Source organism: Mycobacterium sp. NPDC050551, assembly GCF_040674075.1.
Taxonomy (GTDB): Bacteria; Actinomycetota; Actinomycetes; order Mycobacteriales; family Mycobacteriaceae; genus Mycobacterium.
On the sequence record NZ_JBFARC010000003.1, the window covers coordinates 199,928 to 224,299 of the forward strand.

Genomic DNA, 24,372 nt, shown 5'->3' on the forward strand with positions numbered 1-24,372 from the left:
TCCACCGATGGCCGGAATGGACCACGAGGCACTCGCCGCGGCGATGCCGTGGGAGACAGATCCGTTCACGATCCTCGAGCCCGGCGAACAGACTCGGGCAGTGATCCCGCAGGAATGGTGGTCGATCACCGAATCGGCCGATCCCGACGAGCGCAAGCATGCCGCGCTCGCCCTGTGGAACGACGAATTCCTCGCGCTGATACCACAATTCGGGCAGGCGTTGCGCGAAGATCTCGTCGACGTCCGCGTCGTCGAACACCCCTGGATCGGTGCTCCGTCGCTCGACTACGTGGTGGCCGCGAGCGCCGGTGAGGGGTACGCCGTGTGGATGGGCGAGGACCCGGCGACGTTCGGCGACGACGATCCGCCGTTGTTCGACTCGCTGCCGCAGCCGGTGCAGACCTTCCTGCGCCGGGTGCACGCCGGTTTCACCACCTGGGACCGGGAGTCGTGCGGTCTCACCCCGCCCTCGATCATGACCACGCTCGCGGCGCATTGGGGCGATCCCGAGGACTCCTCCCGGATAGATTGGTACGAGACGGAAGCGGATCCGCCCGAGATGCGCCGCCTACTGCGGGTCACCGGTCGCGGACCGCACGGTGACCTCCTGACGTCCCCGGACCTGCCCGCCGGCAGTGCGGTCACCTACTTCGAACCCGACTTCGAGCTCAAGCCGTTCGGCGAGTCCCTCGACCTGTTCATGACCATGCCGTTGGAAGAGTGACCATGACATTCCCAGGACCATGGCCGGGCCCCCAGCCGGACCCCTTCTCGCACCCGCAGCAACCGTCGCCGCCACAGCAGTGGACAGGACCGCCGGGCTGGGGGCCACCACCTCCGCCGCCGCAGTGGGGACCTCCTGGCGTGCCGCCGTACGGCGAACCTCCCTACGGCGGACCCCCGCACGGCGGACCTCCTTACGGCGGGCCGCCGCCGAAACGCTCGGGTCGGACGTGGGTGATCGCCGTCGTCGTCGGCGTGCTGGCCGTGGCGGCGATCGCCGGGGGCGTCTGGGGCTACCTGCATCACCAGAGCGAGAAGCAGCTGGCCGGCATCCGCGACACGGTCAACCAGTTCGCCGAGGCATCGGACACGGCCGACACCGACAAGATGTCGGCGCTCATGTGCGAGGCCGAAGCCGAGCAGTTCGCCGACGGCATGGAGGGCACCGACGAGGGCGGTCCCATCAAAGCGGATGACCGCCGTGCCGTGAATTTCGGCGCCATCTCCGTCGACGGCGACAACGCCACCGTCGAGGTCACCCGTCCGCCCGCGCCGCTCGTCACGCTCAAGCTCCTGCGCGAGGACGGCGTGTGGAAGCTCTGTAACCCGGCCTGACCCGCGACCGCGCGAGCTGAGATTTCTCTCAGGGCGATGCTGTGACAGGGATCACATGGACGCCTCCGCGAGGGCCGAGCGTAGGCGAATTCCTGCGCGAACCACTATTCACTTTTATTGCCTCCTGAAGCGAATACCGGCCTTTGCATCGCTCACAAGGCGCCCGCCAGATCACACCATACTTAGGGTAGCTTATTTAGGCTAGCCTGCCCTAAAAGCAACGGTCAGGCTGGTTGCCGTCGATACCGCCGAGTTCGCTCAGATTACGGCCGACCATGCCGCCGTGGGGCGCTACCTTTCGCCGATCGGACAGCCGCCTCATTGACGCGGCAGGCAATTCTGCGTCAAGTTGCCGACACGGTGACAGCTAAGGGATCCGCTGACAGTTTTGTCTCAGGTTCCTCACAGCCGATTTTCGAGTCGAGATCGTCTCCGCAGGTGAGACGTAGGCATTGTTCCTCAGGTAACGCTCAGCTACTGTCCGTCTGCCTGATAAGGCAACCCTCAGTTACTTAGACCAGGAGATCAAGTGCACAAAGCCCATCGCGCAGAGTCGGGTCGGCATGCCGCCGCTTCGCCCTCGCGCGTCAGCAAGTTCCTCGCCGCCGGCATCGCCGTCGCCGGGGCCACAGCCATCGCGGCCGCCCCGGTGTCGCCCGTCAACGACGACATCAAGATCAAGGCCCAGGCGCAGGAGCGCGCGGTCGCACTGACGGCCGCCGCGGACCCGCTCGTTCTGCTGCAGAACTTCTTCGCGGAGTCGCAGCTCAACTTGGGTTACCTCGGCAGCAACGCCACCAACAGTTATGCCGCGGTGGCGGCGGCGTTCGCGGACGCCGACCTGCCCGGCGAACTGTCGAACATCCTCGTCGGTAACCTCTCGGACCCGACGCAGCTGTTCACCCGCCTGTCGCAGTTCCAGTCCGTTTACGGCGACGACCTGCAGATCGCGTTCTTCGGCCGCGAAGACAACCCCGCCACGCCGGTCAACGAGAACTACGACGGCCTCTTCGAGCGCATGCAGCTGTCGTTCACGGAGTTCCAGACCTTGCTGGCCGATCTCCAGGTGTACGACCCGCCGGCGGACGACCCCACCCAGGGCCAGTTCACCAACATGGCGTTCGAGCTGAACAGCTTCTTCGTGTTCGGCGTCCTCGACAACCTCCGCCCGTTGATCGGCGGCACGCCTGCGGGCATCGTCCCGCTGTTCTCCATCCCGGGCGACTTCCTGGGCGGCGAGGTGGCCGGTGGATTCGAGGGTGCCCTGCCCGGCTTCGACCGTCTCGACAACCTGATCAACGTGCTCAACGAGCAGACTCTGGTCCGTGCCGCCGTCGGTCCGTTCCAGACGTCGTTCTTCCAGGTCGCGCAGGTCCTGGACGACGCCATGGCGGCCTACGAGGCAGGCGACACCGAACTCGCGATCAACGAGCTGACCAACCTGCCCATCCGGACGGTCAACGCGTTCGTCAACGGCTTCGCGCCCAGCTTCAGCCCCGGTGGCGAGGAATGGCCCAGCCTGCTCGACCCGAGACAGCAGCAAGCCGGTCTGTTCAAGTACCTGGCGGTGGATCTGCCCAACCAGATCATCACCGCCCTCGGCGGAACGCCTGTGACACCGCAAGTGCCGCCGGCGCCGACGGCACCCGGGGCACGGTCCGGAGCCGACGTGCTGTCGACCTTCGGTCCGTCCGCAGGCACCGTCGACGTCAAGGTCGAGACGCCTGAGGTGCCCACCAACATCGACGAGGGTGCGGCCATCGACCCGGTCAAGGACACGGCAGTGCTGGCAGGCAACACCAAGGTGCCCACCACCGGTGAGGTCACGGAGATCGTCGAGGTCGACGACGCGGGCGAGGCTCCCGCCGCGACCACGCCGGTCAAGAAGGGCTACAAGCCCGGTGACGGTCTCAAGGCGCTGAAGAAGGCCGGGGACGACTTCAACAAGGGCGTCAAGAGCTTCACGGACTCGCTGAAGCCCAAGAAGAAGAAGACCACCGAGTCGGAGGACAAGAAGGCCGACGACAAGGCTTCGGCAGACACGGGCAGCAAGGACGACAAGCCCAAGTCCGACGACAACAAGTCGGAAGGTTCCGAGAGCTGACTCGAGACCCGTAATAGCGACGGCCCCCTCGGCGACGAGGGGGCCGTCGTGTTTCCGACGCGCAATGTCGATTCGGCGTCAGTCGAATGTCTGTCGAATCCGCCTACGCCCGGCCGATGGGGACGCTGCCCGTGCCGAGCCCGTGAACTCGGTCGACCATGAGCCGCGGTGAGCCGGCCGTCAGCGGAAGTAGAGCTCGTCACCGGTCGGGAAGCCGCCGCCGGTGGTGGTGATGTGGACGTGGTCGAAATGGCCGTACCCGCCGCCGCGCACGCCGCTCGGTGTGATGTAGCGCCCGCGCCAGATGGCGTCCTGCATACCGAACCGCTCGGCGTTCTTCAGCACGAACGCGACGATCTCGTTGCCCAGCGCGATGCCCGCGTCCGACGTCGGGTTGGGGATCATCACGTCGAGGGCCAGACCGTTGGGATGCCAGCGCAGGGCGTCGGATCGCACGCCGCCGATCTCGTTGATCTCCGGGAAGGCGGCGCTGATGCTGCGCGCGGTCAGGATCGTCTTGACCTGTAGACCGCTCTCAGGCGCGTCGCCGGCCTGCAGAATCCGTTCCGCCTTGGCCGTCTCGACGATCCGGTACCTCGACGCGGGAGGCGCCTGCACGGGAATGGGGTCGGCGGACGCCGGCATCCACGCCAGTGCGGGCGCGGCCCCGGCGACGAGTTCCACGCAACACGGCGAACCTTGGTCGGGAGCGGGAGCCACCTGGGCCTCGGGCCGTTTGGCGTCGGGCGAGACATCGGCACCCGCGGCGATGAAGACGGCAGCCGGGGCAGCGAACGCGCCGAGGAGAACCGATATCCGTCGGCGGTCGGCGGTCTGCGAATGCCTACCCACCCGATGCACCATAGAGGCAGATTCCCGCGAATGTCACGGTCGAGTCACGGAGTTGTCACGGCAACGAATCGGACCTTTCGGCCGATTCACCAGTATCGACCGCAAACCCGCAGCTCACAGGCGTGACCTCGATGATCACCGCTGAGCACGCCCGAATTTTCTCTCAATGAATTCTTAGTGCGATCGGTCCGGGTAACGTCACGATCGCCATGCGCCGATTCGTGTACATCGACGGACCCTCGGTCTGCTGGGAGGGTCAGCGGCTCGCCGCCGTCCGGTGTGGGTTCGCCTCCTCCCTGCACGACGCGATCAGCCGCGACATCGTCGACGGCGCCTGGAAGCTCGACTACGGCCGTGTGCACGAGTCGGTCTGCCCGCTGCCCGAGCGCGGCGGCTTCACCTCGCTCTTCGGCGTACGTCCACACCAGGTCGACACCATCTGGTCACTCGGCGGCGTGGACGCGGTCGTCGTCGAGCGGGAGCCGCAGAGCGAAGCCGCCGACAAGTTCGACGTGATGATTGCGACCCGCCTCGTCGAGCACTCCTTCGCGGGGATGGAACCGGGCGACCGGGCGGTGCTGGTCGCCGGCGATTGCGAACTCGCGCCTGCGCTGCAGTCGCTGTCGTCGCGCGGCTTCCCCACCACTGTCGCGTTCTGGGATCACGCAACCGCTCGCGAACTGAAGAGGGTTGCCGACGAGGTCGTCAGCCTCGACGCGGTGTTCGACCGCCTCAGCCTCGGCGCGTGAAGGTCACACCGCCAGACGCTCGACGCTGACGTCACCCGACCGCAGGAGCTCTGCGCTCGCGTCGATGATCTGCAGCACCGTCCGACGGTCGAACCCGAGCTGGCGGGCGATGGCCTGGGGCGTCAGCTCGCGTTCGTAACTCAGATGCAGCACGCCTGCGACGTCGTCGGCGGAGAGCCCGCGCAGGCTGTCGCGTGACGCGATCGCCTCCGCCATGGTCTCCCAGGGCTGACGGGCCGCAGTGCCGATGTCCGCCGCGACCCGGCGGCCGGGTTCCTCTGCGAGTTCGGTGATCGTTGCGTCGGCCTCGATGGCCGCGCCACCGTCGTCGGTTTCGACGTCGTCGGACTCCGACTGCCCGGGTATGCGGCTGAGCAGGCTCAGGCCGTGCGTGGCCGCCAACAGGCTCACCGGCGCCACAACGGCGATCGCCGCCGCCAGCCAGGCATTCATCGGCGCGCCTGCCGGGATGACGGCGTGCAGGGCGTTGGCGCCGACGCTCACGGCGGCCGCGCACGTCAGTACGGCCCAGAAGTAGCGGCGGCTGCGGGCCTGGTCGGGAATCCCGGCGAGCACCACCACGGCCATCGTCGCCTGCAGGATCGTCCCGTCGACGATCAGCGGCCACAGCCAGGCGAGCTGCGCGGGGATGCCGGCCCGGGCCGCGAGGTCACGCAGCGCGGCGAAGGACAGGACGAAGCTCGCGATGCCGATACTCGCGGTGATCAGCACCGCGGCGGATCGGGTGAGGGTCAGTGACCGTCGTGGCCGGCTCATGGCAGGCGATCCTGCCGAAGGCCACCGACAGATCCGTCAGCCTCCGGGGCCCTGCAACCGGTTGATGAGCGGCAGCCTGCCGATGATGCGGTCGCGAAGGCGTGGCTGAGGCTGCTGAACCGGAGGCACGGTGCCGTCGGGGCGCGGCGGCACGTAGGCCGGGTTGCCGGGCGTGAACCCGGGCGGCGTGCCCTCGACCGCAGGCACCGACGGAGCGGCCGGCGGCACGTAGGCCGGCGGTGCGGGCGGCACATAGGCCGGCACGCCCGGTTCGGGCAAGCCCTGCGGCGCGGGATCGGCGGCCGGCGGTTCCCAGGCAGGCGCTTCGGGTGCCGGCGCCGCTTCCACCGGTTCGACCGGCAGCACCTCGGGCGGCGCCGGAGCCGCCGCGGGCGGGTCGATGTCGACGGGCGGTGCGGCAGGCGCGGGGCGCGGCGGCAGCTTCTGGGGCCGCGATGGCAGCTGCTCCACCGGCTCCTGGACAAGGGCGGCCTTGGCCGTCTGTTCGGACTCACTGGCGGTCTGCTCGTGCTCGGGCGTGGAGCTCGGGGTGAGGGCGACCGACAGCGAGACCACGAAGGTGACGACCGCGGCGACGAGCACCCCGCCCACCGCAGCCACCCGCGGCGTGACGAACCGTCGTGTGCCGGCGGGGGCCGGCGCGGCGGCGAAGCCGAGGTCGAGGTCGTAGGTGCTGCGGGCAGAGGCGAGCGCAGCACCGCGGGCGAGCGCCAGGTCGGCTTCCGCGGCGGAGATCACCGCGAGTCCCGTCGCGCCAAGTGCTACGACCACATCGTCCAGGTCGCCTGCCGAGCCGAGCACGTAGACGTCGGCCGGTTCGGACGCGCAGCCGTCGACCAGCGCGGTCAGCCAGTGCGCAAGGTCGGCGGCGTCACCCGCACCGAAGCGTTCGACGACGTCGACCACCACCTCGTGTGCATCGACGACCGCGGCCACGGCCGCATCCGGTTCGACCACACAGACGGCGACGTCGTCGAGGCCCGCGATGTCGCCGATCCCCGTCGCCAGGGCGGCCGCGGCATCGGACTCCGACACCGCGATCACGTTGTCCGCGCCCTTGTCGGCGAGGAGTTCGAGCACCGTCGAAGCGGCAGCGGTTGCGCTACCGAGCCAGGTGACCCCGATCGCGCGTGGTCGGCGGCCCGGGACCGCGGCGAAGGGGCCCTCGCCGAGGACCGCGTCCACCAGGTCATTGAGGCCGTCGTCGGCGCCGCCGAGTTCCAGGGTGCCCTTGTCGATCGTGGCTCCCTCGCCGGTCGCCCCTTCGACCAGCACGAAACGAATGGCAGCCGACGTTATCGAGAGGCCGAGTACTAGGTCCACTGATACGTTCCCGATCTGCTTGTCAGTCGGACCGAGATTACCGTCGTCCACCCGGGTTGGTGCAATCCCTGGCTTCGCCGAGCCCGCTACCTGCGGCGATGCGCGGCTACCCTGAGAGAATGAGGCTTCGGAGGGTGTCGGCGATCGTGTCGATCATCCTGATCGCCAAGGTCGTGCTGATCGGCTGGGTGGCGTGGGGGCGGGCGGCGATGATCGGCCGGACGCCGGAGTTCGGCGCAGGCGCCATGCTGGTGGCCGGTTTGATCGCCGCGAGCCTGGCGGCTCTGGTGATCGCCGCCCTGCGGGTCAGGGCGTCCGCTGCCCGAGGCACTCGCCGCTGAGCGGCGAGCTCACACCTTGCTCAGATCCGTCCGCATCGTCTTGACCTGGTAGTCGTCCCACGTCGAGATGTTCCAGTAGAGGTACTGCTGATCGCTGGCGGAGACGTTGGCGGTCGACGACCAGGGGTGGATCATCGGCGCGTAGAGGCCGGGCATCTTCGACGAGGTCACCAGCGTGGTGGGCGCCGACCACACGCCCTCCGGCCGGTCCGCCTTGCGCATGACGACGTTGTTGTTCTGGTCGGTGTAGAGCATCACGTACTTCTTCTCGTAAGCGTTGTACTGCACCGACATCTCGCCCACGGTGGGGTACGTGGTGTTCTTGACCAGGCCGAACCACGATGTCGTCGTCGTCCCCGGCAGGATGGGCTTCGCCGCCGCCGGGTTGTTGTTCACCCACGACGAGCCGTTCCAGTACTGGTACTTGGTCTGGTCGAGGATCTCCTTCTCGTTGACCCGCGACAGGTAGGCGGTGCCGCCGCGGCCGGCCGGCGTGCCGAAGGCGTACACGAACCCGTCCGTCTTCGGTTCCCCGGTCGCGGGATCGGTCACCGGCACACCGTTGGCGTCGACGACCGCGCCCTTGACGTAGGCGAACTGCTGGAAGTTCTCGTTGCCCGCGACGAACGGCTGGGTAGAGCGTCCCCAGGCGGCGGGCCGCACCGAGGACACCGGAACGGTGCGCCAATTCTGGCCGTTGTCATCGGAATACGCGATCGCCGAGTAGTTCGTGGTCCACCGGCCCGGGGTGTCCCATGACCGGACCGACATGAAGTTGATGTACTGCCGGGTCGCCCCGTTGACGCCCGCGCCGGGAACGGAGATCGCGGCCGTGGGGATGATCGTCACCTCGGGTCCGACGGCGTAGCCGTACTTCCCGATGATCTCGCGCGAGTACCTGTCCACCGACATCGGCGATCCGCTGTACGTGCCGGGGTCGTGAATGATGCCGTCCTGCACGTACATCCCGTTGGACAGCGTGGTGTCGTAGCTGCGGAACAGGGTGTTCATCCGCCAGCCGGTCTGCCGCACCGGGTTGTCGCCGTAGAAGGTGTCACCGAAGGCGATCAGCACCTGGTGTTCGTTGACCGGCGTGAGCGGATTGTCGCGAATCCCGTTGTCCCACATGATGCCCAGATCCGTGCCGCCGATACCGAATCGGTCGTAGGTCTTGTTGAAACTGTTGCGGCCGGTGACGGCGGTGATGAAATCGGTGTTGGCACTCACGGGAACCGGTGTGACCACATTGCTGGTGGCGGGGTCCGGGGTGGCGACCAGCGCCGTGGGGGTGGTGGCGGCCGTCGTCAGCGAGGTGGCGGCCGTCGTGACCGCGGCGGTCTTCGACGTGACGGCGGCGGCCGACGTCACCTGTTCGGTCTCCCGTCGTGCGGCCACCGCCATCAGCGCCCCGAGCGCCCACGGCGACGTCGGCGCGGCGGGCAGATTGGACAGTGATCCGAGACCGAAGGCCGCGAGCAACCGGTTGACGATGCGCGTCGCGGGCGCCGGTGCCGGCACCGCAGCTGTGGGCGCGGCAGCCAGCGCCGAAGCGACCTGCGCACCGGCCGACTCCACCGACGTCACCGCCGTGGTGAACGTCGTCGCGACGGAACGGCTCTCGCTCACCGCGGTGAGTGCCTTGGTCTCCAGCGCGGGCCCGGACGCGACCTTGTCGACGACCACCGCGCGTGCGGAGACCGTCGGGCGCGCGATCTCGACCTGGATCTTGGGCGCGCGGGCGTCTCGTGCCGACGTCCGGGGCCGGATCGAGGCGGACGACGGCTCACGTGGCGCCTCCGCCACCGGACTTCCGCCCCCCGCGGGGGTGGTCGGATCGCCGGTGACTTTCTCGATGCCCTCGGCGTCGACGTCGACGACGTCGTCCCCCTTGGCGCGTTCGGCGTCCTCGCCTGCCTTCTTCCCGCTGACTTTGGGGGTGATCTGAACACCGATGGCGTCCAACGTCTTCAACACTCCCGAGCGCCTCGCCGGACGCGACGGCCATGACGACGACTTCTTCTTCTTCACATCTGCAGCGGGCGTCTCGTCATCCGCTGCCGTGGACGCGTCCTTCGCTGTGTCTTTCGACGCGTCCTTCGCCGCGTCCTTCGAGCTGTCTTTCGCGGTGTCGTTCGACTCGTCCTGCGACGTGTCTTTCGATGTGGTGTCGGATGCGGAGGACTCCTCCGCCCAAGCCACCCCAGTACCGCCGGAGACCACGGCGATGCCTACCCCCAACGCCACTGCCAGTCCGCCGACACGCCCCACGTACGCCGATGCACCCATTGTTCCGCCCTCGAAGCCATCCCCCGACGGAAAGAGTTCCGGCGGCGCACGGCCGCCGGTCGCCCCAAACTAGACCCCCACAGCCACACCGGCACCACTTTCGACGAAAATATTCGCAGGCGTCAACTCATTTCCGGCTCACTCCGCGCGGCTACGCACCAACGTCCAATGGTTGCCGTCGGCGTCGCGCCGGTAGGACAACTCGTCGAGCACCCGGTGGGCGATCGCCAGACCGCGACCTCGCTCCGACAGTCCGTCGGGCATCTCGGCCTGCGACAGGTCGACCGGAGCCGGACGGCCGTCATCGGTGAAGACAGCGCGCACCGACTCGGGGAGCACGTGCACCTCCATCCGGAGGTGCACGGGCCTGCCGCCACCGGAGTGTTCGATGATGTTGGCCCCGATCTCGCCGGCGGCGAGATCCATGTGCATGCGCACCATCTCCGGGATGTCGTGCGCGGACCACACACCGTCGAGGGTCTGCTGGATCGCGTCCAGCGTCTCCGGTCCGGTGGTGGTGTGCAGGACGTAGGGCCCGTCAGGTTGCGCCATCGAACGCACCGTCTACTGAATCGTGGACGCGCAGCACGCGATTGAGGTTCGTCAGTTCCAGCACGGTGACCACTTGCCGCGTCGGCGCCGCGATGCGCAGGTCACCCCCGGCCTGACGTGCGGCCTTGAGTCCGGAGATCAGCGCGCCCAGGCCCGACGAGTCGATGAACTCGGTTCCGCTGAGGTCGACGACCAGCTTCGTGCTGCCCGCCTCGACGAGGGAGTGCAGCTGCTTGCGCAGACCGGGTGCCGCGACCATGTTGAGCCGACCCTCCGGCCTTATCACCGTTGTATCGGATGCCGTTGTACGCGTGGGATATTGAGTCATAGCGCTCCTTCCGATCGATATCCGCGGTAGCGAACCGCCTGGATCACTACGCTGAGAATCAGCAGGTCGAACAGCACCCAGAAGAGGTTCACCCCGACGCCGAGGACGGAGATGGCGCCCAAGTACAGCTGGATGATCCCGATCACCGACGCGACCACCAGCATCGCCATCGCCGCCAGCTGCCACTTGACCAGGTGCCACGGCGTGGCGCCGACCGACTGACGGGTCTTCGGCGTCACCGCGAAGCCGAGCGGGCGCCCGAAGTAGACGTTGCGGAATGCGGTCACACACGCCCGGATCCACACCGGGAACAGCGCCAGGCTGTACTGCTGGCCCCGCCACGTGGGGGTGCCCCGGCTGATGATGATGAACATCAGTTGATTCAGGAGCAGGAAGGGAATGAGCCGCCCGAAGAAGTCCCAGCTGTAGGCCTGCACCGGCATGATGCCGGTGATCAGGTAGATGGCCGGCGCCGCGATGTAGGCCAGGGCGGCGAAACCGGCGAGGTAGCTGTACATCGTCGACCAGTACATGAACTTCTGGCCCAGGCTGAGGCCCTTCTGCACGAAGGGATTCTCCCGCAGCATCACCTGTATCGTGCCCTGCGCCCATCGCAGGCGCTGCGTCAGCATGGTGCCGGCGTCCTCCGGTGCCAGTCCTTCGCAGAGCTTTTCGTGGTGATAGGCCGAGTGCCAACCCATCGAGTGCAGTCGCATGCACGTCGCCATGTCCTCGGTGACCGATATGGTCGCCATCGGTAGCACCGGTTGCGCCTCGTCGTCACGGTCGACGTCCACCGCCCGGATCATGGCGCGGATCGACTCGATCGCGCCGAGCGGCGACCACTCACGATCCGCCAGCGTGGCGAGGGCCTCGTCGTCGAACACGAGATCGGCCGACGGGTCTTCGAGGTCGGCGTTCATGGCCGCGATCATCTCGAGATCTGCGCGCATCGTCATGATGTCGGAATCCACCAGGGTGCGGGCCGCGGCGTCGACCCGCTGCTGGAACGTGTAGGTGATGTCGGCGAGTGGTCGCTTGTCGCGCAGTTCGCGGCGGGCGTCGCGGACCGCGTCGCGGACCGCGTCGAGCGCGGTCTGGGCCTCGCGTTCGTCGGATCCGATCTGCCCTGCCGTCTGTTTGAGGATCTTGTCCGCGGTGTACAGCGTGCGTTTGATGCCCTCCTCGATCGCCCGCACGTACCCGCGAATGCCCAGTTGCATCAGTGCTTCCCGGCGCAGCACCGCGTTGGAGCCACAGAAGTACGCGGCGTTCCAGCCGTCCTTGCCCTGCTGGATCGGACCGTAGAACAACGGTGCCTGACTGCCCAGCGGGTCGCTCATCGGGACGTTGTGGAAGAACTGCGGCGTTTGGACCAGCGCCATGTACGGGTCCCGGAAATAGCCGAGCGTGTTGTCCAGGATCTCCGGAACCGGTACCTGATCCGCGTCGAGCATCAGGATGAACTCGCCGTCGGTCTCGAACAGCGCATTGTTCAGGTTGCCGGCCTTCGCGTGGCGAGGCTTGTCCTGAGTCCAGTGCGCCGACCGGGTGATGTAGCCGACACCCTTCTCCGCGGCGGCGTCGGCCAGTTCGCGACGGTCACCGTCGTCGAGGATCCAGGTGCTGTGCGGGTACCGGATGTCTTGCGCCGCTTTGGCAGTCGCCATCACCATGTCGATCGGTTCGTTGTAGGTGGTGATGAACACGTCGACGGTGGCGCCGTCAGGCGGCGGCTCCGGTGGATTCCGGCGAAGCATCCGCCACATCGTCAACCCGAAGAGTTGGGAGTCGATCACGCTGTAGGTCTCCGCCACCACCAACGGAACGGCGATCCACCACGCCGTCCAGTTCACCGAGGCCACCCAGCGCCAGACGATGTAGTTCACGCCCAGGATCACCGTCGCCAGGATCAGGCCTCGCAGCCACAGGGAGGGATACCGCCCGGAGGCGGCGTGCGGCATCTGGTGCCTCATGGCAGCTCGCGGCGTACGGCCACCAGGGTGACGTCGTCCAGCGGCGGGGTCCTCGCATGCAGGCTGCGGGCGAAGTCACACAGTTCGGCCGGGTCACGGTACTGGGCCACCAACTGCAGCGCGGGCCGGACGTCACTGCCGTCGCCGACCAGATCGAGGACGCCGTCGGAGGCGATGACCAGCGTGTCGCCGGGTTGCAGCGTCACCTCGCCGCGTGTCCAGCTGTATCCGGGCAGCACGCCGACGGGGAGGTCCGCGCTGTTGAGGGGTTCCACCCGGGAGTCGTCGCGGATCACCGCCGCGAAGCCGTGGCCCGCATCGACGAAGTCCACCCGTCCACTGTCGGTATCGAGCTTGGCATGAAAGAGCGTCACGAAGGTGTCAGTACTGGCCAGGTCCTCACTCAGTTGCGCCGCAATGGAATTCACCGTGTCCGCTACGTCGACAGCGGTCGCCGTGAGCCGGTCGACTGCGCGTGAGGCCGCCCGCAGGGACGATCGCACGCTGGCCGCGAGGATGGCAGCACCCAGCCCCTTGCCCATCACGTCCGCGACGGTGAACATGGCGCCGCCCTGCACGCGGTAGTGGTCATAGAAGTCGCCACCCACCGCGTAGGCCGGTAGGCACATCGCGCACACCGAGTAACCCGGCAGGTCACCCAGCGGCCGGGGAAGCAGTTGCCGCTGGACCGCCGACGCCCGCTCCAGATCGTCGGTGCTCTCCAGCTCACGTTGTGCCCATGCGGCGAGCTCCTTGAAAGCCTCCAGTTCCGAGCCCGCCAGCGCCCGCGGCTTGTTGTCGAAGATGCAGAAGGTGCCCACCGGATGACCGCCGGGGCCGTAGAGCGGGTAGCCCGCGTAGAACCTGATGCCGTCACCGCCGACGCCCGGCACGCACGCGAACTCGGTGTCGGCGGCGTCCTCGAGGATCAACGCCGGCTCCTCCGGGTGCTGGTAGGTGCGTGCGATGGTGGCCTGACACACCGAGTTGCGCCGCGTCGTCTGGGGGCCAAGGGAGAGCCCGTCGGCTTGCTTGAACCACTGGCGGTCGCGATCGATCAGGTTCACCGATGCCATCGGCACGCCGAACACGCAGCGCGCCATCCGGGTGATGCGGGCGAACCGATCCTCTGGCGGCGTGTCGAGGATGTGCATCTGCTCGAGGGAACGCACCCTCTCGTTCTCCACCTCCGGCGGCAGCGCGTACCGCTGACTCAACGTATCGGTGTTCACGCCGCCACCTCATCCAGCGATGCAGCCATCGCCGCGGCCGCGGCCGCGGTGCTGGTCAGTCGCCAATCGGTCTCTTTGTCGTGGTGGAACCAGATGAAGCCGATCACCTGCGGCTCGGCGGCCGCCATGCGCACGAGCTCGCCGATCCACTCGGCCTTGTCGCCGCCCGCCTCGGCGCAACCGACCTCGGTGACCAGGATGGGCTTGGCGTCACAGAGCCGGCGCAACTCGGACAGTCCGTGGCCGAAGATCTCCTTCGGTCCGGTCCACCGGCTGCCGGGCAGGGTGGTGCCCCAGTTGTAGCCGTCGATCCCGAGCACGTCGACGCACTCGTCGCCCGGGTACCAGGCGGCGAGCGGTTCATCGGAGATCGGCCCCGCGTCCGGCGCCCACACCCATCGGACGTTGGTGGCGCCGCGCTCGCAGAAGATGCGGTGGACGTGCCGCCACGCCGCGACGTAATCCTCGGCAGACGTTCCTGCCCCGGTGGACCACGGATACCAGGTGCCATTGAATTCATGGGCAAATCTGAGAAGGACGGCGTGGGACGCACCGGCGAGTTCGTCGGCCCACCCTCGGAGGTAATCGTCGTAGCAACCCGAATTGATCTTGGGGAGAATGGCGCCGGAAGTCTCCGCGGACGCGTCGTGCCACAGCCGGGGCTCCCAGGTGATGACGGGCTCGGCGGCTCGGCCGATCACCGCATCGATCTTCGCCACCGGCGGTGGAGAGGCAAAATCCTCGTACCAGAGCTCGAATTCGGGAGGAGTGCCCACCGCGTCACCCACCTCCGCGAGCTCCTGCGCGGCCAGCGGCCCGCCCTGCGTGCTCACCCCGAAACGCAACCCACCGGCCATTCGCCTCCCGCCGTCCAGCAAATTGCCCCGATTCAACCATAGGCATCGGCGCCGGTTGAATGGGCCCGAACGACCGAAGTGGCTCGAGCACAGTGATGTCAGTACCGGCCACTAGGGTGGCGCCGATGCCCCACCTCATTCGCCACATCCTGGTGGAGTCGGCCGATCCCGCGGCGCTCCTGCAGTTCTGGTCGGCCCTGCTGGACCTGCCGGTGGTCGACGACGAGGCGGTCACCCTCGGCGACGGTGCGGCGCTGCGGTTCGCCGCCACGGCTGAATCCAAGCGGGTGAAGAACCGATTGCACCTCGACCTGGCCTCCATGTCCGCCGAGCATCAGGCCGACCTGGTTCGCACCGCCCGCGGACTCGGAGCGCAACCGGTCGACGTCGGCCAGTCGGATGTGCCCTGGGTGGTGCTGGCGGATCCCGGCGGCAACGAGTTCTGCGTGCTGGAACCGCGCGAGGTGTACCGCGGTGTCGGACCCGTCGCCGCGGTCGTGATCGATGCGCTCGATCCCCCTGCGCAGGCCGAGGTCTGGGCCGGACTGACCGGGCTGCCTGTCACCCGGTCACATCCGCAGTACGCGTCGCTGCGTCAGGAGGGGCGTTTCTGGGTGGAGTTCATTCGCGTCGATACGCCCAAGACTGTGCGCAACCGGGTCCACCTCGTCCTCGCGGCGGACGACGCGGACCTGCCGCAGACGGATCCGGAGGGCAACGAGATCCTGACGTGACATTTCCGAGGTCGAGGCCCGCGTGCCGCGCGAGCTCGAGCGTCAGGGCCCGAACGGTGACGGCTGATACGGGTTCGGCGCGTACGGATTCTGGGGCTGATAGGGATTCTGGGGCTGAGCCGGCACCTGGATCGGGATCGGCACGGGGACGAACGGCACCGTGACGTAGGTCGTCGTCATCGGGTTCGTCGTGGTGGTCCGCGTCGTGGTGGTGGTCGGCGGTGTCGTCGTCGTGGACGGCGTCGTCGTGGTCGTGGTGGTGGTCGTGGTCGTCGTGGTGGTCGTCGGCGCCGTGGTGGTGGTGGTGACGGCCTGAGTCGTCGTCGGCGCCGGCGGCGGCGGAGGCGGCGGCGCGGGGGCCTGCGTCGTGGGCGGCGGCGGGGGTGGCGGCGGCGGCTCGCTGATCACCGTGAGCGCCGGAGGCGGTGGCGCCGCGCTCGGGGGCGGCGGCGCGCCGGCAGGCACCTTGGTGGTCTCCACCTGCGGGCTCGGCGTGGTGCTGCTCGAACTCGTCAGCCCGTAGGCCACGCCGCCGACCGCGACGAGGGCCACCACAGCTGCCAGGCCGATCACGATCTGCGGCAAACCGAGCCACGGTCGGCGCTGTTCGATCGGTCCGGTGCCGGGCACGTACTGAACGGGCGGTCGCGCTCCGGTCGCGCCGCTGTCGAATCCGCTGTCGAAGCCACTGGAGTAGGGGCTGTCGTACGCCTCGCCGCCGGTGTACGCCACGGGCTCGGCGGCGTTGTCGTCGTCCTGCGACCAGGCGAGTGCCCGGAACGTCGCCGAACCGGGCGCGTCCGCTGCACCCTCCACCACCGGCGGGACGACGACCGTCGGGGCCACGCCGGTCTGCGCGTCCGACGTCGGCCCGTAGGCGGCGAACAGTGCGGCGCCCACCGCGGCGTCGAGCGCCGGTTGCGGTGTGGTCACCACCGGCGCCCGTGAGTACTCGGAGAGCCGCTGGGTGATCAGCGGAATGCTCGCCCCGCCACCGATGGTGACCAACGCGGAGACATTCGCCCACCCGATCCTGTTGCGCTGCAACGCATCGTCGAGCGCCGACAGCACGCCGTTCAGCGGGATGTCGGCCATGCCGTCGAGCTCGGCGCGGGTGACCCGGACCGTCGAACCGAAGCCGGGCAGCTCGACGGGCAGCTCGGTCGCGGTGACCGCCGAGAGCCGCTCCTTGGCCCCGCGGCACTCATCCCGCAGCCGGCTCAGCGATCCGACGGCCGCGGTGCCGGCCGGATCCACGCCGCCCGCGGCGGCCACGCCCTCCAGCACGTGGGTGAGCAACGCCTGGTCCAGTTGGTCGCCGGAGAAGTCGGCGATCCGGGTGGTCTCGTCGATCGGCTCGAACAGCGCCCCGGCGTCGGCCAGGGTGATGCTGGTGCCGCTGCCGCCGAAGTCGAGCAGTGCCACCACGCCCTGCGACGGCAGCCCCGGATCGGCGTTCAGTGCCGACAGGGAGGCGACGGCGTCGGGCACCAACCGCACCGGCGTGCCGCCCGGCGCGAATCGCGGGTTGGTGCGCAATGCGCTGCGCAACGCCCACAGCGTGGAGGCGCCCCAGTGCGCGGGCACGGCGATCGACACTTCCGGCGAGCCGGTCCCGCCTGCGACGTCGATCATCGCGTCGAGCGCCTCGACGAGCAGCGCCTCCGCCCGGTAGGACGAACCGTCGGCGGCGACCAGCGGCACCGGATCGCCGACCCGCTCCACGAACCCGCTGAGCACGACGCCAGGGCCGGCACCGTGTTCGGGAGTCGAGCCGACCTGGGGCGTGCGGTCGCCGAACAGGGTCAACACCGAACGTCGCGTCACGGGTCGGTCGCCGACTCGCGCCGCAACCAGGTTGGTGGTGCCGATCGACAACCCCAGGGGGTCGCTCATAACGCCCCACACCCTAGCGCCCCGGAACCGGTTCGGCCGCCAGACACTCCGCGCCGAGCTGCGCCAACCGCGTTCGGCCAACAAGGTTTTGGCATCCTCAGCAACGCTTCACCAACGGTGTCACCGGTAATTGACGCGTGCGCGGCAACCGCTCGGCGCACGGGGTGGGCGCGTTTGGCGACAGCGCCGCTGGGTATCTCGTGTCCATGACGTCACTCTGGCTCGCCGACCGCGTTCAACAGGCGGCACATCCCTCATCGGTGTCCTCGGACTTCGACCGCAACGCCGACGTCGTGGTGGTGGGCGCGGGCATCACCGGGCTCACCACGGCAGTGCTGCTGGCCCGCGCCGGCCGCAACGTGCTCGTCCTCGAGGCGTTCACCGTGGGTGCCGGCGCCACCGGAAACACCACCGCGAAGATCAGCCTGCTGCAGGGCAGCAAGATGTCGAAGATCGTCGGCAAGCACGGGCCGAAGATCGCGAAGATGTACGCCCAGGGCAATCGCGAGGGGCAGGAGTGGCTGCTCGGGTACTGCGAGGCGCGCGGCATCTCGGTACAGCGCGAGGACGCCTACACCTACGCCCAGACCGAGAAGGGTGTCAGTTCCGCGCGGCAGGAACTCGAGGCCTGTCAGGCTGCCGGGCTCGCCGCGGACTGGGTCGACGACGCCGACGTGCCGTTCGAGTTCAACGGCGGTGTGCGCCTTGCCGATCAGGCTCAATTCGATCCGATGCCGTACCTGGACAGCCTCGTCGTCGAACTCGACGAACGCGGCGGCCGGCTGGTGCAGAGCACACGGGTGCAGAAGGTGTCCGGGCACGGTGACGGGCTCGCGCTGAGCGTGCGCACATCGGCAGGCGAGGAATTCGACGTGCACGCCAAACAGTGCGTGCTGGCGACCGGGATTCCCATCCTCGACCGCGGTGGCTTCTTCGCCCGGCTCAAGCCGAGCCGGTCATACTGCATGGCCTACAAGGTGCCCGGCAGCCTCACCCGCGGGATGTACCTCTCGGTCGACTCGCCCACCCGGTCGGTGCGCTACGCGCCCACCCCCGACGGCGACCGCCTGATCGTCGGCGGGGCGGGCCATCCGGTCGGCCGCGAGAAGAGTCCGTCGTCCTCGGTGCAGGAGCTCGACTCCTGGGCCAAGCAGCACTACCCGGGCGCCATGCAGACCCACTACTGGTCCGCGCAGGACTACACTCCCGCCGACGAGCTGCCCTACGTCGGGCCGATCCTGCCCGGCGACGACAAGATTTTCGTGGCAACGGGTTTCGACAAGTGGGGGATGACCAACGGAATCGCCGCGGCGCTGGCGCTGGCCGGACGGATCCTCGGGGGCCGGATGGACTGGGCCGACGCCTTCGCCAGTTGGAGTCCGCACGAGCTGTCCGGGATCCCGAAGGCGTTGCAGGCCAACCTCGAGGTCGGCTTCAACCTGGCCAAGGGCTGGATCACGCCGGTCACCCGCATCTCGGACCGGTCGCCGGAGTCCGGCGGTGTGGTGAGCGGCCCACCGTGGCACCTGGAGGCCCGCTGCGTGGTCGACGGCGTCGAACACCGGGTCTCACCGGTGTGCCCGCACCTGGGCGGCATCGTCAACTGGAACGACGCCGACGAGGCGTGGGAATGCCCGCTGCACGGCTCGCGGTTCGCGCCGGACGGCACGCTGTTGGAGGGTCCTGCGACCAGGGGGCTGACTGCATCCGTACAGTCAGCGCATGGGTGACATCGACGACATCAAGCAGGTCAAGTACCGCTATCTGCGAGCGCTGGACACCAAGGACTGGGAGACGTTCGCCGCCACCCTCACCGAGGACGTCTCCGGCGATTACGGCGAATCACTGGGCGAGGACCACCGTTTCACCGACCGGGACGGTCTCGTGGAGTTCATGCGCACGTCGCTGGGGCCGGAGATCGTCACCGAGCACCGCGTCAGCCACCCGGAGATCACGGTGGACGGCGACGAGGCGTCGGGCACCTGGTATCTGCAGGACCGGGTGATCGCGGCCGACTTCAACTTCATGCTGATCGGCGCCGCGTTCTACCGCGACCGCTACCGGCGCACCTCCGACGGCTGGAAGATCAGCGCCACCGGCTACGACCGCACGTATGACGCGAGCATGTCGTTGGAGAACCTGAACTTCAAACTCAAGAAGGGCCGCGCGCTGCACCTGTAGACACCGCCGGGCGCCCTACTGGGCGATGGCGATCAGCGCGCCGGGGCGCAGCCAGCGCATGATGCGCACCAGGGTCGGATCATCGATGGCGACGCAGCCCGCGGTGGGTCCACCGTCGGTGCTGTGCAGGAAGAACGCGCCGCCGTTCCCGGGCACCCTGGCCTTGTTGACACCCATCACGACGGCGTGGGCGTATTGCGGGATCTGGAGATTCTCGGTGCCGCTGGCGGGCGACGTGTTGAACGGACACCGGTCCTTCTTGCACACCTGCATGGTGTTGTAGGTGGGACTCTTCATGTCGCCGTCCCACCAGTGGTCCGGTCCGACCTGGACGTACTGCAGTCCCCCACCCGGATTCGGTTCGGTGCCGAAGGCGAAGTCCAGGGTGAACACCCCCATCGGCGTCTTCATCTGCCCGTCGTGGGTCTGCGGAGCCATCCCGTTGGCGCCGATGAACGCCGGAATCCCGGCACCGACCGGCTGCCAGCCCGCCGCCGTGCGCTCGTAGACGTCCATCTTCGCCTTCGAACCACCAACGCCGACAACGGATATCACCTGGGTGGCGGCCCCGACCGAGCGGGCGAACCACGGCGCTGCGGCAGCAGCAGGCGCCCCAGGCAGCACGGAGAGCACCGCCGCCGCACAGAGCAGGATCGACAACCGGCGCACACACCCATCGTCGACGCCGCCGCTCTCGGTCCTGTCAACGTTGGGACACGATCAGGTCGCAACCGGCTGATCGGCGAACAGGTCCGCCAACCACGCCGACCATTTCGGCTGTTCGGTCGCGGCAGTGTCGGCGGCGCCGGCACCGTAGAAGTAGATGGTGACCATCATCCGGCCTGCGTCGCCTGCGGTGAATCCACCGACCACGGCGAGGCCCGCCGCGGGCTGCTCGAGCCGGACGATCACGTCGCGCAAGGCCGCGTCCTGGTGGATGAGATCGACCACGCCGGCCAATGCCGGTGCGGCGCCGGTGGTCTGGCAGTGGTCACCGACGTCGGCGCCCGCGAGGCCGAGCGCATCGGTGAGCCGCCGGAAGGTCGGGCGGATGTCACCGGCAAGCGGCGCCATCGCGTGCACCGTCGCGGGCTGCTGCCCGGCGAAGTCCCGCAGGTAGCGGCGTAGCACCTCGAAGAAGCCGGGCCAGCCCTGCTCGAAGGTCTCCAGTTCGTCGTCCCAGTCGTCCTTCTCGGTGAACAGGCTGTGCACCATCCGGATCACGCAGCGGTCACCCGAGCGGGCGGTCACCGTGATCTCGGTGGCCAGCGGGCCGGGCGAGACGGTCGAGCTCCAGTCACCTTCCTCGTAGGCGAAGCGGTACGGCGGTTCCCAGCCGGTCACGGTGCCGCGCTGCACGGTCCCGCCACCGAAGTCGAATTCGATGTCCCCGCCCGGCTTTTCCTCGATGGTGGTCGGAGTGAACCACGCGCTGTTGCCGGGTCCGGTCGCGATGGCCTGCCACACCTGTTCGGGGGTGCCGGGGACCAGCAGCTCCATCTCGACCCAGCGGCGGCCGGAATCATCACTTCTCACGGGCATGGGAATCCTCCTCGGGCGGGGCGGGATAGGCGGTGAGCAGCACCCGATGCGTGCGGCCGCGCGGGTCGGACTCGTCGTGGTAGCGCGCCACCAGGGCGGTGAGGACAGCGGAGACGTCCTCGGTGAACGCGGCCCGGTCGGCGGGTGAGCGGAACCGGATCGCGGTGTCGATCGTCAGCGTCGCCAGGCGCTTGTCGGCGGCACGAGCCGAACGCCACAGGTCGCCGACCTCACGCACCGCGCGCGCGGCAACCGCGATCAGATAGCCGGCGGAGAGCCGGTCGGCGGTACGGGCGGGGTCGGCGGCGACGGGACCGAGTGCGCCCGGAGACACCACGTACGACGAGGCGGTGGCGACCAGCAGGCGTTCGGTCAGTCCACCCCAGCGCCGCTCGCCCGCCGGGGAGACCAACCGGTGCTCCTGCAGGGCCTTCAGGTGGTAGTTGACCTTCTGGCGGCTGATCCCGACCCGGGTGGCCAGCGTCGCGGCCGAGGCCGGTTCGGTGAGCTCGGCGAGCAACCGGCTCCGGATCGGGTCGAGCGCGCTGACGGCCGCGGCCGGGTCAGCGATCACCTCGACGTCCAACACGGTCGCCAGCGTCCCCTTGACAGGTTTTGTTGTCAAGGGGAGCGGTTACGTTGATGCCATGGAACTGCCGATCCGCCGCCGCCGTGAAGGCCTCCGCCAGATCGGCCGTGGGCTGGGGACACTCGACCGCGAGGTCTTCGAAGCCATCGCCGAATCCCCGAGCCCACTGCTCGACTCCGTGATGCCCCGGCTGACGCGGGCCGCGGACCACTCGAAGCTGTGGTTCGCCCTCGCGGCCGCGCTCGGAGCGTTCGGCAGCGCGTCGGTGAAACGCGGCGCCGCCCGAGGAGTGATCACCCTGGCGGCCACCAGCCTGGTGACCAACCAGGGCGCCAAGAAGATCTGGAAGCGGGCCCGGCCGAACTACATCATCGTGCCGCTGGCCCGGCGGTCCCGGCGGTTCCCGACATCGAACTCGCTGCCCTCGGGTCACTCCGCCAGTGCGGCGGCCTTCGCGGTCGGCGTGGGGCTGGAGAGCCCCCCGGTGGGGCTGGGGCTGGCGCTGCTGGCCGGCCTCGTCGGCATGTCGCGCATCGCGGTCGGGGCGCACTATCCGGGCGACGTCCTCGCCGGCCTGGGTCTCGGCGCAGGTCTGGCCGTCCTCGGCGGCCGCATCGTGCCGACCGCGGTGCCGACGAAGATGCCGACGGCGGCACCTCTACGTGTCGAGACCGATCCGCGCCCCGACGGCGCAGGCGTGACGCTGGTGATCAACCCGGCGTCGGGCAGCGGAACCGGAGCCCGGGTGGTCGACGAGGTCCGCGAGGCGCTGCCCCAGGCCAAGATCGTGGAACTGAGCGGCGACGAGGACCTGAAGACGGTGATGCGGTCGGCCGCCGAGAACGCCGAGGTGCTGGCCGTCGGCGGCGGCGACGGGACGGTGGCGTGTGCGGCCGAGATCGCCGTCGAAATGGAGATGCCGCTGGCGGTGTTTCCCGGCGGCACGTTCAATCACTTCGCCAGGGACATCGGCTGCGACACCGTGGCGAAGACGGTCGACACCATCCGACGGGGCCACGTCTCCTGCGTGGACCTGGTGTGCCTGAACGAGAAGGACACGGTGATCAACACCGCGAGCATCGGGGCGTACCCGATGTTCGTCCAGACCCGGGAGAAGTTCGAGCACCGCATCGGCAAACCGCTGGCCGGCGTCTACGCGATGTTCTACACGTTGCGGCGGGGCGTACCCGTACGCATCGAGTACGACAACCACACGCTGCAGACGTCGCTGTTCTTCCTGGGCAACTCGACATATCTGCCATCGGGCTTCGCACCCGCCCGGCGACACAAGATGGATGACGGTTTGATGGATGTGCGGATCCTCGAGACCGGCAGGCGGTTCAGCCGACTGCGGATCCTGGTGGCCCTGATGCTCGGCCGGCTCACCCGCAGCCCGCTCTACCACGAGATGCGGGTGCCCGAGTTCACCTTCACCGCGGTGGACGGGCCGACGGAGCTGGCCCGCGACGGCGAGATCGGAACCGTCTGCGACAAAGCGAGCTTCAGCGTTCGCTACCGGGCACTTCAGGTGTTTCGTCCGCTGCCCTGACCCGCGGCGACACCAGCAGCAGGCAGAGTACGAACCAGGCATAGCCGAGCGCCCAGCCGGCGAGCACGTCGGACGGGTGATGGACGTTGAGCACCACACGGCCGACGCCGATGGTCGCCACGACCACGCCGCCGAACACCGCCAGCGGGACGCGATGTCCCGGCCGCACCGCGGGCCAGACGACGGTGAGCACCGCGAGCACGATGACCATCAGCCCGAGCGCATGTCCGGAGGGGAACGACGTCGAGTTGGCGCCGACGAAGGCGGACGCTGGCCGCGGGCGGTCGGCTGCGGCCTTCGCCAGCTCGGTGACGAGGCCGCTCAACACGACGGAGAACACCAGGAACACGGCGACGCGATGCCGCCGCCGGACGAACGCCCAGACGATCACGAACACCGACAGGATCCTGATCACCACCGGGTTGACCACCGTGCAGTACACGTCCCATCCGGTCACCCAGGCCGGATGGGCCGAGCCGAACCGGTGCAGCGGGCCGAGCGCGGCCGAATCCATCGCCTGTTGCCAATGCCAGCCCTGCGCGAAGCCCACCCACAACGCCGCGTAAATCGCCACGGCGACGAGGGCAGAAGCGATGAGCACCGCGCGCCGATTCATCTCATTAGCTGTATCACGCCGGGCGCTCAGCTACCTTTTGATCATGGCGCTGCTACGCAAATTGCTACGGATCGGCAAACTCCCCGACGACATGCGCGCGCAGGTCGAGGCCGAGGGCGTCATCTTCTCCGCCGAATTCCTCAGCGCGGTGGTGCGGTTCACCGGTCAGGTGCCGGGCCGGCGGTCGGTCGGACTGGTCCGCGGCTACGGCGGCGCACTCGTGCTGACCAACCAGCGCGTCCTTGCGACGCTCTCGGCCATCCCGGGCAAGGCCGGGCGGTCGGTGGACCAGCCGTGGACCGCCGTCCAGAGCGGCATGGTCGCCGGCACTCTGTCCGAAACGGGCCTGCTCCTCGACATCGCCGACCTCGCCGTCGTCCATCCCGACTTCTCCGGCCAGTTCTCGCTGATCTACAAGACCGCCCTGCCCGCCGACGTGCTCACCCGGATTCCCACCCGATCCATCGGTTTCGATGTTCCACCCAAGTTCGTCTACAGCGCTCTCGGCATCCCCCGCGGCTGAGCTACC

Annotated in this window: 24 protein-coding genes; 10 read left to right on the top strand and 14 right to left on the bottom strand. The window is 68.6% G+C overall.

Annotation, left to right across the window (positions count from 1 at the left end; genetic code table 11):
* Nucleotides 1–7: 7 nt before the first annotated feature.
* The 3 genes from AB0K11_RS13450 to AB0K11_RS13460 all read left to right on the top strand — a co-directional run bounded on the left by AB0K11_RS13450 (nucleotide 8) and on the right by AB0K11_RS13460 (nucleotide 3,442).
* Complete coding sequence (locus AB0K11_RS13450) at nucleotides 8–724, top strand: hypothetical protein (protein ID WP_364977183.1); 717 nt, start codon at nucleotides 8–10, stop codon at nucleotides 722–724.
* Between the two features lie 233 nt (nucleotides 725–957).
* The gene (locus tag AB0K11_RS13455; protein WP_364977185.1) at nucleotides 958–1,338 is read left to right on the top strand and encodes a hypothetical protein; all 381 of its coding nucleotides are present in this window, start codon (nucleotides 958–960) and stop codon (nucleotides 1,336–1,338) included.
* 529 nt (nucleotides 1,339–1,867) lie between these two features.
* Nucleotides 1,868–3,442 (top strand): hypothetical protein, encoded by a 1,575-nt coding sequence (locus AB0K11_RS13460; RefSeq protein ID WP_364977187.1) that lies wholly within the window; start codon nucleotides 1,868–1,870, stop codon nucleotides 3,440–3,442.
* A gap of 180 nt (nucleotides 3,443–3,622) precedes the next feature.
* On the opposite strand, the gene AB0K11_RS13465 is transcribed toward AB0K11_RS13460, so the two are convergent.
* On the bottom strand, nucleotides 3,623–4,294 hold the full coding sequence (locus AB0K11_RS13465; RefSeq protein ID WP_364977189.1) for a hypothetical protein: 672 nt from the start codon (nucleotides 4,292–4,294) through the stop codon (nucleotides 3,623–3,625).
* 209 nt (nucleotides 4,295–4,503) lie between these two features.
* On the opposite strand from AB0K11_RS13465, the gene AB0K11_RS13470 reads away from it, so the two are divergent.
* Nucleotides 4,504–5,043 carry an NYN domain-containing protein gene (locus tag AB0K11_RS13470; RefSeq protein WP_364977191.1) on the top strand — a complete coding sequence of 180 codons (540 nt, stop codon included), beginning with the start codon at nucleotides 4,504–4,506 and terminating at the stop codon, nucleotides 5,041–5,043.
* A 3-nt stretch (nucleotides 5,044–5,046) separates the two neighbouring features.
* Here the strand turns inward: AB0K11_RS13470 and AB0K11_RS13475 are convergent, their stop codons facing one another.
* Complete coding sequence (locus tag AB0K11_RS13475) at nucleotides 5,047–5,820, bottom strand: DUF2637 domain-containing protein (RefSeq protein WP_364977193.1); 774 nt, start codon at nucleotides 5,818–5,820, stop codon at nucleotides 5,047–5,049.
* A gap of 36 nt (nucleotides 5,821–5,856) precedes the next feature.
* Complete coding sequence (locus AB0K11_RS13480) at nucleotides 5,857–7,116, bottom strand: hypothetical protein (protein WP_364977195.1); 1,260 nt, start codon at nucleotides 7,114–7,116, stop codon at nucleotides 5,857–5,859.
* 167 nt (nucleotides 7,117–7,283) lie between these two features.
* Here AB0K11_RS13480 and AB0K11_RS13485 point away from each other — a divergent pair, with 167 nt between their 5' ends.
* Nucleotides 7,284–7,505, top strand: a complete 222-nt coding sequence (locus AB0K11_RS13485) for a hypothetical protein (RefSeq protein ID WP_364977197.1) — start codon at nucleotides 7,284–7,286, stop codon at nucleotides 7,503–7,505.
* Between the two features lie 9 nt (nucleotides 7,506–7,514).
* On the opposite strand, the gene AB0K11_RS13490 is transcribed toward AB0K11_RS13485, so the two are convergent.
* From AB0K11_RS13490 to AB0K11_RS13515, 6 genes are all read right to left on the bottom strand, one after another.
* Nucleotides 7,515–9,791: a DUF4185 domain-containing protein gene (locus AB0K11_RS13490; protein ID WP_364977199.1), complete on the bottom strand. Its 2,277-nt coding sequence runs from the start codon at nucleotides 9,789–9,791 to the stop codon at nucleotides 7,515–7,517.
* A 138-nt stretch (nucleotides 9,792–9,929) separates the two neighbouring features.
* Nucleotides 9,930–10,343: an ATP-binding protein gene (locus AB0K11_RS13495; protein ID WP_364977201.1), complete on the bottom strand. Its 414-nt coding sequence runs from the start codon at nucleotides 10,341–10,343 to the stop codon at nucleotides 9,930–9,932.
* Nucleotides 10,330–10,671 (bottom strand): STAS domain-containing protein, encoded by a 342-nt coding sequence (locus AB0K11_RS13500; protein ID WP_364977203.1) that lies wholly within the window; start codon nucleotides 10,669–10,671, stop codon nucleotides 10,330–10,332. The genes AB0K11_RS13495 and AB0K11_RS13500 overlap by 14 nt, the downstream gene beginning before the upstream one ends.
* Nucleotides 10,668–12,647 carry a glycosyltransferase gene (locus AB0K11_RS13505; protein WP_364977205.1) on the bottom strand — a complete coding sequence of 660 codons (1,980 nt, stop codon included), beginning with the start codon at nucleotides 12,645–12,647 and terminating at the stop codon, nucleotides 10,668–10,670. The genes AB0K11_RS13500 and AB0K11_RS13505 overlap by 4 nt, the downstream gene beginning before the upstream one ends.
* Entirely contained in the window at nucleotides 12,644–13,879 is a 1,236-nt protein-coding gene (locus AB0K11_RS13510; RefSeq protein ID WP_364977207.1) for a SpoIIE family protein phosphatase, read from the bottom strand. The genes AB0K11_RS13505 and AB0K11_RS13510 overlap by 4 nt, the downstream gene beginning before the upstream one ends.
* Entirely contained in the window at nucleotides 13,876–14,712 is an 837-nt protein-coding gene (locus AB0K11_RS13515; RefSeq protein WP_364977209.1) for a glycosyl hydrolase, read from the bottom strand. Before AB0K11_RS13515 ends, AB0K11_RS13510 begins: the two co-directional genes overlap by 4 nt.
* Before the next feature lie 149 nt (nucleotides 14,713–14,861).
* Between AB0K11_RS13515 and AB0K11_RS13520 the strand changes: the two genes are divergently transcribed.
* Nucleotides 14,862–15,470: a VOC family protein gene (locus tag AB0K11_RS13520; protein ID WP_364977211.1), complete on the top strand. Its 609-nt coding sequence runs from the start codon at nucleotides 14,862–14,864 to the stop codon at nucleotides 15,468–15,470.
* 42 nt (nucleotides 15,471–15,512) lie between these two features.
* Here the strand turns inward: AB0K11_RS13520 and AB0K11_RS13525 are convergent, their stop codons facing one another.
* A complete protein-coding gene (locus AB0K11_RS13525; protein WP_364977213.1) occupies nucleotides 15,513–17,366 on the bottom strand; it encodes an Hsp70 family protein in 1,854 nt (617 codons plus the stop codon).
* Nucleotides 17,367–17,572: 206 nt separating this feature from the next.
* On the opposite strand from AB0K11_RS13525, the gene AB0K11_RS13530 reads away from it, so the two are divergent.
* Both AB0K11_RS13530 and AB0K11_RS13535 read left to right on the top strand, forming a co-directional pair.
* A complete protein-coding gene (locus tag AB0K11_RS13530; RefSeq protein WP_364977215.1) occupies nucleotides 17,573–19,096 on the top strand; it encodes an FAD-dependent oxidoreductase in 1,524 nt (507 codons plus the stop codon).
* A complete protein-coding gene (locus AB0K11_RS13535; protein WP_364977217.1) occupies nucleotides 19,089–19,547 on the top strand; it encodes a nuclear transport factor 2 family protein in 459 nt (152 codons plus the stop codon). The genes AB0K11_RS13530 and AB0K11_RS13535 overlap by 8 nt, the downstream gene beginning before the upstream one ends.
* 15 nt (nucleotides 19,548–19,562) lie before the next feature.
* Here the strand turns inward: AB0K11_RS13535 and AB0K11_RS13540 are convergent, their stop codons facing one another.
* The 3 genes from AB0K11_RS13540 to AB0K11_RS13550 are packed head-to-tail and all read right to left on the bottom strand — an operon-like array spanning nucleotide 19,563 to nucleotide 21,678.
* Nucleotides 19,563–20,216 carry a L,D-transpeptidase family protein gene (locus AB0K11_RS13540; protein ID WP_364977219.1) on the bottom strand — a complete coding sequence of 218 codons (654 nt, stop codon included), beginning with the start codon at nucleotides 20,214–20,216 and terminating at the stop codon, nucleotides 19,563–19,565.
* A 51-nt stretch (nucleotides 20,217–20,267) separates the two neighbouring features.
* Nucleotides 20,268–21,089, bottom strand: a complete 822-nt coding sequence (locus AB0K11_RS13545) for an SRPBCC domain-containing protein (RefSeq protein ID WP_364977221.1) — start codon at nucleotides 21,087–21,089, stop codon at nucleotides 20,268–20,270.
* On the bottom strand, nucleotides 21,073–21,678 hold the full coding sequence (locus AB0K11_RS13550; protein WP_364978415.1) for a helix-turn-helix domain-containing protein: 606 nt from the start codon (nucleotides 21,676–21,678) through the stop codon (nucleotides 21,073–21,075). The genes AB0K11_RS13545 and AB0K11_RS13550 overlap by 17 nt, the downstream gene beginning before the upstream one ends.
* Nucleotides 21,679–21,736: 58 nt before the next feature.
* On the opposite strand from AB0K11_RS13550, the gene AB0K11_RS13555 reads away from it, so the two are divergent.
* Entirely contained in the window at nucleotides 21,737–23,227 is a 1,491-nt protein-coding gene (locus tag AB0K11_RS13555) for a diacylglycerol kinase family protein (RefSeq protein ID WP_364977223.1), read from the top strand.
* Here the strand turns inward: AB0K11_RS13555 and AB0K11_RS13560 are convergent.
* Nucleotides 23,181–23,843 (bottom strand): phosphatase PAP2 family protein, encoded by a 663-nt coding sequence (locus AB0K11_RS13560; RefSeq protein WP_364977225.1) that lies wholly within the window; start codon nucleotides 23,841–23,843, stop codon nucleotides 23,181–23,183. The genes AB0K11_RS13555 and AB0K11_RS13560 overlap by 47 nt on opposite strands.
* A gap of 40 nt (nucleotides 23,844–23,883) precedes the next feature.
* Here AB0K11_RS13560 and AB0K11_RS13565 point away from each other — a divergent pair, with 40 nt between their 5' ends.
* A complete protein-coding gene (locus AB0K11_RS13565; protein ID WP_364978418.1) occupies nucleotides 23,884–24,366 on the top strand; it encodes a hypothetical protein in 483 nt (160 codons plus the stop codon).
* Nucleotides 24,367–24,372: the final 6 nt, after the last annotated feature.

Coding starts and splice junctions, on each gene's coding strand:
- AB0K11_RS13555 (WP_364977223.1), top strand. CDS start 21,737: ATGGAACTGCCGATCCGCCGCCGCCGTGAAGGCCTCCGCCAGATCGGC.
- AB0K11_RS13530 (WP_364977215.1), top strand. CDS start 17,573: ATGACGTCACTCTGGCTCGCCGACCGCGTTCAACAGGCGGCACATCCC.
- AB0K11_RS13505 (WP_364977205.1), bottom strand. CDS start 12,647: ATGAGGCACCAGATGCCGCACGCCGCCTCCGGGCGGTATCCCTCCCTG.
- AB0K11_RS13495 (WP_364977201.1), bottom strand. CDS start 10,343: ATGGCGCAACCTGACGGGCCCTACGTCCTGCACACCACCACCGGACCG.
- AB0K11_RS13450 (WP_364977183.1), top strand. CDS start 8: ATGGCCGGAATGGACCACGAGGCACTCGCCGCGGCGATGCCGTGGGAG.
- AB0K11_RS13475 (WP_364977193.1), bottom strand. CDS start 5,820: ATGAGCCGGCCACGACGGTCACTGACCCTCACCCGATCCGCCGCGGTG.
- AB0K11_RS13520 (WP_364977211.1), top strand. CDS start 14,862: ATGCCCCACCTCATTCGCCACATCCTGGTGGAGTCGGCCGATCCCGCG.
- AB0K11_RS13500 (WP_364977203.1), bottom strand. CDS start 10,671: ATGACTCAATATCCCACGCGTACAACGGCATCCGATACAACGGTGATA.
- AB0K11_RS13535 (WP_364977217.1), top strand. CDS start 19,089: ATGGGTGACATCGACGACATCAAGCAGGTCAAGTACCGCTATCTGCGA.
- AB0K11_RS13490 (WP_364977199.1), bottom strand. CDS start 9,791: ATGGGTGCATCGGCGTACGTGGGGCGTGTCGGCGGACTGGCAGTGGCG.
- AB0K11_RS13560 (WP_364977225.1), bottom strand. CDS start 23,843: ATGAATCGGCGCGCGGTGCTCATCGCTTCTGCCCTCGTCGCCGTGGCG.
- AB0K11_RS13545 (WP_364977221.1), bottom strand. CDS start 21,089: ATGCCCGTGAGAAGTGATGATTCCGGCCGCCGCTGGGTCGAGATGGAG.
- AB0K11_RS13525 (WP_364977213.1), bottom strand. CDS start 17,366: ATGAGCGACCCCCTGGGGTTGTCGATCGGCACCACCAACCTGGTTGCG.
- AB0K11_RS13485 (WP_364977197.1), top strand. CDS start 7,284: ATGAGGCTTCGGAGGGTGTCGGCGATCGTGTCGATCATCCTGATCGCC.
- AB0K11_RS13470 (WP_364977191.1), top strand. CDS start 4,504: ATGCGCCGATTCGTGTACATCGACGGACCCTCGGTCTGCTGGGAGGGT.